We start from the raw sequence: 14216 nt of genomic DNA on the forward strand, positions 1-14216 counted from the left end.
CCTTGGGCCAGCTGATCCAATGAAGTTATATTTCCATAAATTCCTGAAAGACAATCCGCAATCAGTATTGCACATTTTGACTAACCACTATGCGTACCGCTATAGCACTAATTCTTATCGTCGGAGTTGGATCGAATAGCGGATGCAGTAGCTTCACGTTCTCACCACTCCCAAAATTTGAAGGAAAAATTGAGGGTGCGGCGTAGTGCAAACCCCGGTACCTGGATATGGTGAAGAAATACCAGATCATTCCGCCTGAAGAAGAGACAGCCAAGAAACTTGGACTTGTAAAAGAAGGTTACGTATATAAATTGGCAGCGACTCTTACCCTCCAAGATGAAACCTCACATTCTCAGTATGACTTTACAAAACCAGATTATTTGGAGCGCATACCTAAATTGTCAGTAGATGAGTGGAATGGGTTTCAGGCTGAGACCTACAGGTACCAAAATGAAAACACTCATGGCTATGAGATGATTGTAGCTTTTCGGGGTACTGACCAATACTTTATGGATTATGTTTTTTCAGAATTTTGGTATCGTACAAATACAGAATAAACCAGCGCGGGAGTACTTGAGGAAAGCTATCGCTTACAGAGGTGCGAATCGCAATAAATTTGGTCCTAGAGTTGTGGTGACCGGTAACTCATTAGGCGGAGGTTTAGCGGTTCACATTACTAACCATCCAGAGACGGCCGATCTCGTAACTGAGGCCTAGCTCTTTAACCCAAGCCCACGATCTGGTATAGCTGCTCCTGCAATCCATCAAAGTGTCCTTGAGTGAGTATTTTATGGCTCATCCTATCCCTCGGCTGTCTACTGCGTTTACCTCCTCATTGAATAAATAATTCCAATCCTAACTTATCGAGAATATCAACAATTGAATGAGCAACTGCCACTTCTGGCTGATCTTTAAGACCGCCCACATGAAGTCCAACAACGTTGTGTGTTGCGGGGTTTATCCAAACACTCCCTGAATCGCCTTGATCACTAATTCTCTGCTCGCCACCAGGTACGGGTGTAATGCAAAAAGCTTTGAGAAAATAAGTTTGGTTGTTCAGACTTGGATATACCATTGGAAGATCCTTGCTTGGATAAGCTTCTATTATTCCGTGCGTTTCTTTTGTGGCAGCGCCGTACTTAACAACCGGTATTCCGGCCCTTGGCTGTTCAACACCTACAATAGAAAACCCAAGATTTAATATTTCACTAGAGCATGAGATCCCGCCATTCAATACAGCAAATCCAAAATCGTAACCGGTCACTGGCTCTAGCATTGACACGGTAGTGGCAACGTCTCTGGCACTTCTTGGTTGCTGAATTGTCTCCTTCCCCCAAGCTAAACTGCCCTCCAAGACATGCCAATTGCTAACCAAACCTATGCGGCCTAAGTTATCCCTAGCAAAGAAGCCAAGAGTTCCAGCGGTTTGCCTAAACAAGTTTCCTATTAGTGCTCCAGATATTAATGGATTCAGAACGTCATAGCTGTTGTTGTGTGGGTAATATATGCGCTCTATAACGTCACACCTGACGCCGTTTATATTTTTTGGTAAGACATGATCCTTTAACAGCCTATCTAGAGATATTTTATTGGGTACGTGAAAGCGAATTCCAAATTTTTTTAATCTTTTCCCTTTTTTATAGACGTACCCATAATCTACGCCAATAGAGGCTGGGTAGCTCCTTGCTAGTGCAGACGCAATTTCCAGGCACTTTTGGATATGTTTACTAATCATGAGCCCTCCTAGAGAGTACCTTGACGTAAAGGCATATTGATACTATAGCTTAGTATGTATTTAAAAAATCGCAAGGTGCAAGGGATTGGAAATGTTCAGGTAGTTGGTATGTCAGTTGAATACAGCCTATCAATAGGGGACGACCTATGAATCACTCTAAATCAATAAGCATTACTTTTTTTGTTGTCTTAGCGTTTGCTAAAACCTGCCTAGGTGCAGAGCCGGCGCAGACCGTGGCGACTTGGGATGAGTCATGCCCTATTGAAAAAAAAGACGGCACCGCTCAATCCTTTGGTGTGGCTGTAACAGCTATCCTTATACCAAAGGCGGCGGAGGCTGCCGTAGATGCAGTTGGCGCGGCTATAAAGGCTTCCGCCGACACAAGTACCGTCATCAGAGCATCACAGCCTGTTTACTCTAAATTTTACAAAGTTACTCCACTTGGGGAAATTGTCTCAAATAAAAAATGCCTTATAATTCGTAAAGGGATCTATAGTGCAAGTGATTTCAGTATTTTGGATGGAGCCCGAAGCCTTGGGGCTATGAAGCCAAACGATCAAATGTATTTTGAGCTGAGGCTTGAACAAGACCCAATTGACAAAAAATTTCTCCGATTTAGACCACTGTATGCAAATATCAAGGAGTTTGAGGACTCCAGCTTTTGGACAAAAAGCAGGCGTGTAGACCTACAAATAACATTAAAGTCAATGTATGCCGAACAAAATTTTGGCTCAATCACAATATCTTTTACAGATGTTACGAAAGGGTATGAGTTAAAAGTCAATGACCCGCGACTAACCTTCCTCACTAGCGATTCATTTGCTGCTCCTCAGTTAAACGATGTTAGCGCAATACAGGCCGCACAAGCGAAGAAGGGGAAAGATCGTGTTGATGCCATTTCATATATTGATAATGGAGGTGTAACAAACGATTTTGAATACAAGAAAGATGTAGTAAGCGTGTACTCAGTAAACGGCGCTCGGGACAACTTAATAAGTTACTGCAAGTCACTTAAAGCATCAAGCGCAGATTCACTTTGCTCCGGATGGGAGTTACAACGGCCGGAAAGGGACAAGCTTATTAAAATCTTGTCGAACGCAGAAAAAAGCGATGACTTGAAAGTTAGAAGAATTAGATGGGCTAAGGAAGTTTGCAAAGGGTATGTCTCTAAAAATGGACCGCGATCTTGCTTTGGTGACGATCAGAAAGCTGACTATCCTCAAGCAGGATATATTTCTATAGTAGGCAGCATTAGCCATACAAGAGAAGCAAACAAATTTGGAGTCGCCCTAGCAAATGTAATTAGTAACTCCGCAGGAGATCTAGGTAAAGCCGTGGGAGATCAATTGCCCGAGGCTAGGAAAAAAACCGCAGACGCTGCTGAATCGGCCAAAAGGGGGCGGACTCAAGACATAATAACCTCAAGTGCTCAGCTAGAAATATCTCAAAATATTTTGGACACAGCGCTTAAAAATAGTGCTTCCACTTCCGATGATACCATGCTCCAGTACCGCTTAGATGTTCTAAAGGCAAAGATAAAAGTCAACAACGCATACTATGCTGCGGGGTTGACTCCGCCATATTCGGAATATGAGTAATTTCATGTTTCCTCGTGATTCTCAGTCGTACAAGATCAACATAAAGGTCGGCCCACGCAGAAAATCGCATGAAAATTTCAATGAGCTTTGTGCTTTAAGCGTGACATCGAGCTAATGTCCAATAAGGGGATGCTGCCGTTCCATCGTTCAAATCCTCAGAACGTATCTGTACCCCGTTGCCAAATCCGGCAACGGGGTGTGCTTGGCAAGCATGCCTAGTCCGACGATGCCTATGAGATTCCGTACAACTTGTCGCGCGTGGTGGCACGAGGGTTTACACCGCGCCAGCGCCGTCCATTCATCCATCGGAACACTGTCCGAACAGCCCGAGATTCCCTATATGGACACAGAAGCTCCTTCAAACGTACTCCCTGGCCGATGCCCTATCGAAACAACAAGTGACCCGACGGATGAGCCTGAAGACATAGATCAAGGCACCATGAAGCTGATAGTGGGCCTTATTGCAGTGTCTCTGGGAGCAGTGTGCACCCTCTTGGCAGGCAAATGGCTTGCTTCTATCAGTGAAGCATACGTCCAAGGTGGTTGGGCGCGGGACGTATTTGTGGGGTCCCTGTTCTCAATTGCCGCGTTCCTACTTGCCTATCTTGGCGGTTCGAAGTGCGAGGCCTGGCTGAGCAAGATTGCTGCAGTCGCTGCACTCGGGGTTGCGTTGTTCCCATGTAACTGCAAGCTATGCCCAGCTGTTGACGAAGCGGTGCGCACGGCGGGAGCCGCGTTAGCCAGCTGTGTTGAGCCCCCTACGATGGAACGGGTGCCCGGCGTTCATCTGGCGTCCGCTGCAGTTCTCTTTTTAGTCCTTACCGCGTTTTGCCGCATTTTCTACCTCAGGGCTAAACGAAAATGCGAGCAGTCGCTCACTCAAAAGCCGACTATGGCCGGCCGACGAATGGTGATCTACTTAATATGCGCTATCGCAATACTCGGATCGGTTGCCGCGTTAGGAGTTGGGGCGATATTCCACTTGGACGAAAAATACCGAGGCTTTGTATTTGCAGGCGAATCGGCCGGTCTGTTCGCATTTGGCATCTCTTGGTTGACCGCCAGCAAGGTTGTACCCTGGCTTGCGGACGATAGAGAGAGGCTGCACCCCACACTCAGGAGGAAACGGAGGGCCGCCATTGATTCTGGTGCAGGCATTAGTGGGCCTAAGGCAAGGCCTTTGCGACCACAATGAAGGCGGTCGCATTCGATCAGCTCCGGCCCACAATTGTTGCGCTGTGGAAAGTCAGTGTATGACCTGGTCAGGCGATGCGATCGGCTGTACGACCAGCATGAGGACTCCGCCCTCGCTCGCAAAAAGGTTCAGGCTGACTGCAGTTTGTGAATGCAGCAGGTTTAGCAGAAATTGAAGAACTCTGGGTATGCCAGGTTGAGGTACGACTTGCAGAAGCCGGTAATGAAGACATGCCCTTCCTCGAGCGTCATCGGCTCGACGGGATTGTCTTTGCCTTTCGGCATCAACCCATGGCGAGCGTCGTAGCCGACAACGTCGAAGTTGTTAGCATTGTTTGTGAAACGCGACTTGGCTGTCTTCGCTACGGGGACACTGAAGCCCTTCTGCCTGGCTAGGGTCTCCATGGTTTCCATGACCTTGTAGTAGGTCGACCAGCTCCCAGGCTCGGAGAAGTACTTGAGCATCATGTAGATGTCTTCCTTTTCGGTCGCGAGGATCACAAGCACAAAGCGCGGCGAAACCAATGAGGCATCAGCAAGATGCTTCCGCCACTTACGGTGTGACATCCGTGGGGGGCGTCCGATGAGCCTCAACACGTTAGCCTTCGGCCGGAAGGAAATCGGGCTGTCCCGGTAGCGGATTGTCCGAACGGATTGCTTCCATGCGTCGAGGCTGAAAAACTCGGCTGTGCTGTTAAATATCCCCAAGAGCTCGTACGTCAACTGCCAGACGACTTCCTCATCCCGCAGGCCCTCGAAATACAGCGTGTTGAAGTAGTAACGGTCGTTCGGGCAGTCATGCCAGTCATCGACACCGCCCCAGATGCGGAAATAGTCTGACCTGCTTCCTGCATTAGCAAGTGCCTCGAGATCCTTGTGATCGCCTGTCAGCTCCACTGACCATTCGGCCTGTTTGTAGGGGGCCTCAAAGCCTGCTTTGTAATCGCTATAGCCCGCAGTTCCTTCCTCAAACGAGCGTTGATCGCTAAAGGCCTCTCCAAGGGATGCCTGGTACTGACCGCCCTGAAAAATACGATCGGCCAACTCCAGGGCTTCAGATACAGGCATGCGGACCCCGTCACGCTCGACCCACTCTTCTTGGTCGCTATCTGTAGGAATGTCGGTTTGGAGTTGAGTCATCATGTCACCACATACGGCTACGCACTTGTCGGGCCGCTGGCACCGTCAAATCCCCGACTTTGAGGGGCCAGGTCGGCGCCAGGGCCATTGGCTGCCGAGTATATCCAGTATCCGCTGGTGCGACACGACCTGGTGATCCTGTGAACGCGTCGCCTTCAACCTAGCCGGCCGATCTTGCGGCAGCCTTGGCACAGGCATACCCGGACCCAGTGCAAGCAGCCAGCCGACTCATTTTCCAAGGCGGCTCAGGCCGCGACTGTGGGCCTGAGCTGGGGAAGACATTCCCAAGCCTGACTCTCGATGCTCTGGCCAGCACCATGGCTCAAGGCGGTTACGCTGCGCAAGATACGAGTCGGGTCGATAACTGCCGGTCGTGGATGACTGCTTTCGACCCAGGCTGTGTGAAAACGTTTGTGAGCGTAGCGACTACCAAAAATAGGGCTGAAAACCGCCTTTCTATGCAAAATCCGACCTCACAAACCAGCCGATCAATTTCAGATTTCACGCACAAGCGCGCTCTTCAATTTCTGGTTGGGGTTTTCACACAGCCTGGACCCATAGCTGCCGGTCAGATACGGCAGAGTTCGGCCAAAAGCGGACAGTTGCGCAGAGTTAGCAGCCCTTCCTTGAAGCTTGAAGGCGTCTACAGAAGCAGGGGCGATTCAGGCTCAACGTCTTGCAGCAGCTGATCGGTCTGCCTCCAGAGGCCGGCACTGCGGGCATTGCGCCTATCTGAGCATTTGTGACAGCATCGCCCGATTATCCTCAAGAGTTTCCTGCTATCGCCATAGGACAATCAATGTCCCATAGGCGCGGGCGAAGGCTAGCCAGTGGCCAGGGGCTGAGATGAGGCGGTAGCCAGGCCACCATTACACAAGGATAGTTTTGGTTATGTCGTACATTAACTTGCCCAGTGATCAGCAAGCTGCAATCAGCGACGTCGACGAGACGGTGCTTCGGGCAGCAGTACACAAGTGCCTAGATGAAGAGCGCGTAGGGCCGATTCATGGCCTTGATCTCAGTAACTGTGGGCCCTACGTGGCTACCAAGCTCCATGGGTTCCAACAAGCGATCGCTGAGTACAGCAAGGCCAAGGCCCATGCGAAGCGCGAACGGACTCGGCAAGATGCGCTGCGTGCCGGCAGTGACCTCGTTCACGCCGTGCAACAAATGAAGGGGCGGCTCAAAACTGAGCGCCAAGAGGGGGAGCTGTTTTACATTGACGATCAGATCAGGCCGCCTTTCCACCTCAGCAAGCGGCTATCTGTGCGAGTGCCGTTCCGCTGGCGAGCGTCACAGTCTGCGGACTGGGATCACGGGCAACTGACTTTCGTCTACGACTTTTCCCCTCAACCCAACTACACCCAGTTGCCGCCCAAGCGCAAACCTAGCGCCGCCAAGGTCGCGAGGGATCTCGAAGATCGCCTGTTCGAAGAATGGGAGCGCTTGAAGATGCAGGCGCTCTTCTCTCTGAGAGAGTTCTTCCGCAAGGGTGGCGACGGTGATGCTGTGCCTGAGGTATTCTCGGTCAGGCCTAGTCCCCACGGCGGAGGCCTGAATAACTTCAGCTGCAATTTTTGGCAGCCCGAGAGGCCGGCCCCATAAATTCGAGCAAGCCATCAGCCATCAAGGCCGGTGGCTGGTGTAAACGATCGTCCGCTCACCATGTCTGCACGGACCATCCCCAGCATCGTGAACCGCACACCATCACGATGACGCCGAGCCTTGCGTTGGCTCAGGGCCAAGGCGTTGATCGTAGCCGGGCGATGCCATTGATCATTTCAGGAGTGGATGATGGAAAAGGAACAATCGGCTACCAAGATCGCTGGCCCTAAGCCGCAAGACTTCCTGCGAGCAAGACGTCCGGAGCAGTTCTCGGATACTGTAAAGCTACAAGAATCGACCATCGACCGCTCCATGCTGGAGTACCACTTCGAGACTCTGAACAATCGAAGCCAAGAGCTTCAGTTCGAGATATTCGTACGGAAGCTTTGCGAGCGAGAAATCTGTCCCAACCTGGTTCCCCAGACCGGCCCAACAGCAGGTGGCGACGGCAAAACCGACACAGAAACTTTCCCTGTCGCCAACCAGATCGCCTTCTTCTGGGGGCTAAACGAGTCCCCAGAGTCCGAGCGATGGGCATTCGGTGTCAGCACCCAGAAAGATTGGAGGGCAAAATGCAGAAAGGATGTCGAGAGCATCATGTCAACAGGGCGTGGCTACGTCCGAATCTTCTGTGTCACCAGCCGTTTCATCAAGAACAGCTCCAGGGCAGAGCTCCAAGACGAGCTTTCCGAAAAGTATGACGTCAATGTCACAATCCTCGATCGAACCTGGCTGCTTGATAAAACGCTGCAGCCCAAGAATCAGCACCTTGCTATCGATCACCTAGGTCTTACAGGCAGCATTGACAGCACAATTCAGATCGGCCCATTCGATGCTGACAAGCAGATCCAGCTAGCAGAGATCGAACGCCAGATCGACCAGATTGAAGATCCAGGCCGTTTGACCATCCCCCAGGTCGATCTCTACACCAAGCGTGCCATCATCTACAAAGAGCTTGAGCGGGATGCCGCTGCTGTACAGCATCAGTTCGATATCGCCGTACGGACAGCGAAAAAATTTGGTACCCCAAGACAGCATTTTGATGCCCTTTATCAGCTGACATGGGCCGCGTACTGGTGGCTGGAAAATGCCGAACTCTTTGAGGAAACCTTTGAAAAAGCGCTTGGCGTGGCCCAAGAGACCGACAACGTTGAGGTATGGGAGAAAGTCGTAACGTTGTTCAATCTAGTGGTCACCACTCATCGAGACGGCAAGTGCACCCTCGATGTGGTTTCCCTAGAGGCTGCCATTCGAGAGAAGTTGAACTCGATAGCCGAAGACGCGGATATGATTAGCGGCGCATTGCAGGCCAAGACTTCTTTGGCGCTTTTAGACCTGTTGACGGCTGAAAGTGAGGATCAAGTCAACACTACCTTTAACATTCTGAGCACTATAGTCGACAGCGCCCATAAGCTGATTGGTTATCCTATGGCTCGCCTCGTCAATTTGTTGGAAGCTCTCGATGTGGCCTTTGGAGATCTCAAGGCCTACGAGGATCTGATGGATAAGGTCATTGACGATGCCGGTGCACGGGAAAACAGCCGGATAAAGGCAGATAAGTACCTGAGGCGCGGAGCGCTGAGCAGCGACAAAAAGGATTACTACAGGGCGATCAAGTGCTTTGGGTTGTCCCTCTATGGGTTGTATAGCAGCGAGAGCAAGCGGGAAATTTTCGCTGCCCTTTATATGCTGTCCCATGCGTATGAGAAGCAGGGGTTGCTCTGGGCTGCGCGAGGGGCAGCGATGATGGCAGCGTACCTTGCTACCGCTGATGCGCTGAAGGAACAGCGAAGCAGTGCTAAGCAAGCCGCTATTTACCAACGACTCATGTGGATTGAAGGTCAGCTAGGTCGCTTGGGCCAGTCGCTGACTTGGTATCACCTGGCTCACCTCATCTCTCCAATGCTGGATGAAAATCCTTGGACAGATAGTCAGAAGATCAATTATGAATGTTTGATTGGTAAGCTATTCCTCAATGCCAATTTTTCAGATATTGAGAGGCTGGCGTGGTTGCCGGATAAACTGAATCAATTGGATCTAGGGCTCAGTGCGGACGCACTATTGGTTTGCTTAGGTCATGAAGATAAAGCGGGGCCTGAGGGCGAGCCAATTGATTTTCAATTTATGAACATGTGGCGCAGCATTGATATGGGAGCTCCGGTGGCTCCGCTCGACCTTTATCTAGACCGCTGGACGACCATAAGCTCCTACATCCTGGGTTGTAAGGTGTCTGTATCCTTCCCAGTGAAATCCCCCTGCATTGAGCTGGCGCAGCAATTGCTGGCTGTACTGGAAAGCTTTTGCGCACCGATGATGTCAGACCATGCAGCGGCTACAGTGCCCGCCGTGAATATTGATATCTTATTGGAAGATGAGGATGACTTCATACTGCAGCACAGATTCGATACTGCTGCGCAGGTGACTTCTGCTGAGATTCTCTGCTCGCCGTTCAGTATTGCCAATTTAACCGACGAGCAAAGAAGTAGAATCCAGAACTTTTATAGTGAATTCTGCCTTCACTTTGTCTCCATCGTTTGCCCTCAAATTGGCTGGTCGAAACTGGAAGAAATGCTTCGAGACGATAAGGCCTTGGAGCGCGCAGTTATCTTCAATTCTAATGTTGGCTTGGATAGCTATTTCATGGGGCGCGATGCAGTACCAGGTATGGTTTCTCACAATGATGCGGTCTTCGAGTTGTACAAGCCAACACGAGAAGCCACTTGGTTTGAACATCACAACATAGAACCTATGGATTGGCGCCCTAAATCGAATGTGCGCGAGGAGCGTCCAAAACATCCGTTTCAGTTTTCAACAATGAAACATAGAGAGCTTAAAGTAGTTTCTCTCATTCAGGTGAGTCTGTGGGATCAAGCCGGTTGGAAGGGCTTAGGCTTTCAAACATGCGAAGGCGAAATTCCTTTGCTGATGTTTGGCTTCGAGCACACCGCTGTTGGGAATAAAATATTCGAGAATATCGCAAAAACTATCGGGGACAAAGATCCCAATAACACTTTGCGCATCGCATTGATACGTGGCATTAGCAGGCAGAATCCTGCGCATTATCGTGTGGTTGTTACAAGCAATATTGATCGGTCTGATGATGGCTCTTCGAAAGTCCAAACAGCCCTTTCTAGAATCCATACTATGACGCCAAGCTCTTCTGTAAATATTGACAGATTTTTGAAAGATTATGAGGTGCACAAGAAGTGTGATGTTGCTACGGTGAATGCCGAAGGAAAGCTCGTTAGCCATTTATTAACCTCTGGGGTTGTTGTCATGCATGCCTGGGAGATCGATGAGAACGACCAGGAGATTTCGGCTATCAAGCCTGACGACGATGTTCTTATTCCGGTAGGCATGGAAAACCCGCCAATCAGCCGTGCGCTGGCGAAGATTCGTTCATTTGAAGCCAGATAAGGGTTAGTCACTTGCGGCTGGCTGACCCATACGGCCATCAACGGCGCCTGGGGAGCTTTGTGCCTTTGCGACGAACGACGCATTCGGCTGAAGTCAGATTGGTCCGAGCATCCGCTTCTGGGCCGAATGCGGTCATTGGGCATGGCATTCAAGTAAAGAAGTGCGGATAGGGATTCGAACCCCTTCCTAATCCTCATCAGGCCGCCACAGACCAGAAAACACACTGTTTTTACGCCGCGTGGAAGGCGCCACGCGGTCTATAGCGGCCCTAGTTTTGCCCTAAATCTGCCCTAAAACTCAAAGGGATCCTCGTGAGATTCATTACGCTTCCGTTGAGACTTCTGATACTGCTCATACTCATAGGCTTGCTCTGCTTCATGATCCAGATCCTGGTCTGTCTTGCAGCCAGTGACGGCCAACGGATCTTCTTCCACAAAGTCCCAACCATCCCGAAAAATAAGCTGTATCTGAGCATCAACATAGAATTCACTGCCGTGCCAAACCCGGTCTAGGTCCTGCTCTCCTTGGTACTCGAAGTAAACTTCAAGTGTGAGCATGCCGTTAGTTTCATCGTAATCCGCCGACGATATCTCCAGGTTTTCTATAGTGAATCCTGTTGCATTCGTATCAGCAATGGCTCCACTGAAGGCATCTTCGACCAGGGAACCCAACGCCGCCCATATAGAATCTCGGTACAGGACGTCTTCTAAGTTTGAAACGCCTACAGCCCGCCTCATGAGACGGGGATCACTGGGGTTGGCTTTTGATACTGCAACCATTTCATGGTAATGAGCGAAGCCGGCATCTCGGGCAACATGTTCTTGCGCCATGGCAAGTGGAGCACCCATGGATTTCCCGTAGGCCTTCGCTTCGCGTTTGATTAGGTTGATATAGCTGTACTGGGTCATAGCTCTACTCCAGATCGGCGCATGAATTTACGATTGCTTGCTCACCGCGCGCCTGGGTAGGAGCTACGCGAATGGGGGAACTGCGTTGTGCCACGATGGTGTTTGACTTCGCCAATGCAAGCGGCAGGCGCCCATCAGCGCCTTTGGATATCTATCCACAAAACGCGCTAGCGTTCAAGTCCTACCGTTTCGTGCCACACCCCGATTGTGTTGGAGTACTAGCGCAAAAAAGCCCTACAACCTAAAAAACAAAGGGCTGCGGGGCTTTTTTGACAAATCGTAAGCACTGTTCATTTGGCATTAAATGGCATTAGTTGGCGTCCGATTTGCCCCATTTTTGCCCCATAGAATTTTAGAGAATAGCCCCCCGCCACCTTCCACTCGCTCGATGATCGAAGCCTAACAAGCATTGAGTACTACGCAATTGCCTAACTCTCTCCAGATCGTTCTGCCGATCTACAAGCCCACGTTTTCTCTCAATTTCTGCTGCTACGCTGAAATCACCATGGAGGACTCCCGATGCCCGACTCTGACCTACTCCCTTCCCTACTGTTCAAGATCAACGAAAATCAACTCGCCCTCGAAGCCGCCATTATGGAGCTCACGAACTGGGTCGAGCAGCGGGGAGCCGCAGATGTCGCCGAAAACGTGCGTAGCGCCCTGGATGCGATCAACCGCAACGAAGAGTTCATCAAGTTGACTCTTGCGGTGCTGATGACGCCAGAGTAATCCCTGATAGAACAAACCATCCAGCCTCCGTGACGGCGCTGATAGCGGGCCGCCTTTGTAACCCTAACCTCTTGAAATTGGATGAATAGCATGAGCGTGATTTCTGGTGATCCAGCAACCCGGTTGGCGTTTTCGATGCATGAGAACAAAGGTGTGTATGCCGTACTAATCGGATCTGGCTTGTCTAGATCAGCTGGTATTCCTACCGGGTGGGAAATCACCATGGAACTCATTAAGCGTGCCGGCATAGCATCAGGGGTTCTTGATCAGGAAGACTGGCATGCTTGGTACGTTGAGCGTACTGGTAATCAACCAAATTATTCGACCTTGCTCGAAGAGCTTGCCACCACGCAAACAGAGCGCAGAGCTATCATTCAAGGTTTTCTTGAACCAACCGAACAGGAGTTGGAAGACGGCATGAAAATGCCTACCCCTGCTCACAGAGCCATCGCAGAGATGGTGAAGGCTGGTTTCATCAGAGTAATCATCACCACGAACTTTGATCGTCTCATGGAGAACGCACTACGCGAGCTCGGAATTGAGCCAACAGTCGTGAGTTCCGTTGATACGCTCGCTGGAGCAGAACCGATCACTCACACCCAATGTTATATCCTAAAAATTCATGGAGACTACAAAGATGCTCGGATTCTCAATACAGATGTAGAGCTCGGAGATTATCCATCCGAATTCAATGTCGTTCTGGATAGGATTCTCGATGAGTTTGGTCTGATCGTTTCGGGATGGTCTGGCGATTGGGATCATGCGCTGCGATCAGCTTTCACAAGAGCTCCTAATCGACGCTATCCTACTTTTTGGGTGACCCGCGGTCGATTATCTGAGCGCGGAGACGAATTAGTAATGCAACGAAAAGCAATCGTTGCCAATGCCTCGGACGCAGACTCTTTCTTTTGTTCCTTGCAGTTAAAACTCCAGACGCTAAGTGAGTATCACCAACAGAATCCGGCAAGCATGGAACTTACCATCGCCATGGCGAAACGGTTCTTATCGAAGCCTGATCACAATATCCAGCTTGATGACTTAGTGACGACAGAGTTGCGAAAACTCGCTGATCATTACTCTCCTATTTTTGCCGACCCTGGGGCTGTGATGGGGCAGGACTATGCAACCTGGATCACGAACTATGAGACCTCAACAGAGACTATGGCTCGTCTTTCAGGTGTCTTGGGTAGGTGGGGAAATGGAGCTGAAAAAGACTTGGTACTTGATGCTATTCGAGTTTTGACAGCAGAGGCGCTGAAAAATGGATCAGGGCTAAACGTATGGCTTGAGCTGAAAAAATATCCTGCTGTATTGATATTTGTGGCCTACGGATTAGGCCTCACGCGTGCAGGAAGACTTAAGGAACTCTACAGCCTACTTGAATCGACTATTGCTATCGATTCCCGCATCACCATGTCCATGGGTGAGTCATTCAATCTTGGGTATTTCGAGTCAGTTACCCAGAAATCAATCTGGCAATCACTTCCGGGACAAGATCAAATGAAAACACCACTTAGCAATCGCCTTGCTGAAGAGGTTACCCCACGCTGGGCATCAAGCTTTGCGGGCCTAGGCGATCCAGTGATGCTGTTTGACCGCTTCGAATTTTATTGTGCACTGTACTTTACAAAAACACGCAACGTCACCGAATCAAGCATCCAAGAGCATATTGAAAGAGGACAGGCTAAACACATTATTACCGGACGCTCGGGATGGAAAAGAGAAACCATTAGCACGATTGAAGAAGAGATGTCCCATGATGAATTCAGGACTCCTTTGCTTGAGGCGGGCTTTGCATACGGAAGTCAAAAATTTCTAGAATTATTTTTTGCATGCCTGCGTCAATCTGCACAGAGGTTTTGATCAACCGGTCGACTCAACACAATGGAT

9 protein-coding genes are annotated in these 14216 nt (G+C 50.0%); 6 read left to right on the forward strand and 3 right to left on the reverse strand.

From position 1 onward, the window contains the following. Window positions 1–227 precede the first annotated feature (227 nt). Window positions 228–557, forward strand: a complete 330-nt coding sequence (locus TU81_RS11770; RefSeq protein WP_048395199.1) for a hypothetical protein — start codon at window positions 228–230, stop codon at window positions 555–557. A 275-nt stretch (window positions 558–832) separates the two neighbouring features. On the opposite strand, the gene TU81_RS30295 is transcribed toward TU81_RS11770, so the two are convergent. Further along, the gene (locus TU81_RS30295) at window positions 833–1735 is read right to left on the reverse strand and encodes a chymotrypsin family serine protease (RefSeq protein ID WP_151152260.1); all 903 of its coding nucleotides are present in this window, start codon (window positions 1733–1735) and stop codon (window positions 833–835) included. Window positions 1736–1881: 146 nt separating this feature from the next. Between TU81_RS30295 and TU81_RS11775 the strand changes: the two genes are divergently transcribed. Then, on the forward strand, window positions 1882–3333 hold the full coding sequence (locus TU81_RS11775; protein ID WP_048395201.1) for a hypothetical protein: 1452 nt from the start codon (window positions 1882–1884) through the stop codon (window positions 3331–3333). Window positions 3334–4689: 1356 nt separating this feature from the next. On the opposite strand, the gene TU81_RS29110 is transcribed toward TU81_RS11775, so the two are convergent. Further along, window positions 4690–5670, reverse strand: a complete 981-nt coding sequence (locus TU81_RS29110) for a hypothetical protein (RefSeq protein WP_053078286.1) — start codon at window positions 5668–5670, stop codon at window positions 4690–4692. A gap of 888 nt (window positions 5671–6558) precedes the next feature. Here TU81_RS29110 and TU81_RS11790 point away from each other — a divergent pair. Beyond that, window positions 6559–7272: a hypothetical protein gene (locus tag TU81_RS11790; protein ID WP_048395203.1), complete on the forward strand. Its 714-nt coding sequence runs from the start codon at window positions 6559–6561 to the stop codon at window positions 7270–7272. 189 nt (window positions 7273–7461) lie between these two features. Next, on the forward strand, window positions 7462–10689 hold the full coding sequence (locus TU81_RS11795; protein WP_048395205.1) for a hypothetical protein: 3228 nt from the start codon (window positions 7462–7464) through the stop codon (window positions 10687–10689). A gap of 290 nt (window positions 10690–10979) precedes the next feature. Here TU81_RS11795 and TU81_RS11800 read toward each other — a convergent pair whose 3' ends face one another. Continuing rightward, window positions 10980–11597, reverse strand: coding sequence for a hypothetical protein (locus TU81_RS11800; RefSeq protein WP_048395206.1), 618 nt, complete (start codon window positions 11595–11597; stop codon window positions 10980–10982). Between the two features lie 519 nt (window positions 11598–12116). On the opposite strand from TU81_RS11800, the gene TU81_RS11805 reads away from it, so the two are divergent. Together TU81_RS11805 and TU81_RS11810 are read left to right on the forward strand one after the other, a co-directional pair. Continuing rightward, on the forward strand, window positions 12117–12326 hold the full coding sequence (locus TU81_RS11805) for a hypothetical protein (RefSeq protein ID WP_048395208.1): 210 nt from the start codon (window positions 12117–12119) through the stop codon (window positions 12324–12326). Between the two features lie 90 nt (window positions 12327–12416). Further along, window positions 12417–14189: an SIR2 family protein gene (locus TU81_RS11810; RefSeq protein ID WP_048395350.1), complete on the forward strand. Its 1773-nt coding sequence runs from the start codon at window positions 12417–12419 to the stop codon at window positions 14187–14189. The last annotated feature ends 27 nt before the right edge of the window (window positions 14190–14216 follow it).

The organism is Pseudomonas lini (assembly GCF_001042905.1).
GTDB classification, from domain to species: Bacteria; Pseudomonadota; Gammaproteobacteria; order Pseudomonadales; family Pseudomonadaceae; genus Aquipseudomonas; species Aquipseudomonas lini.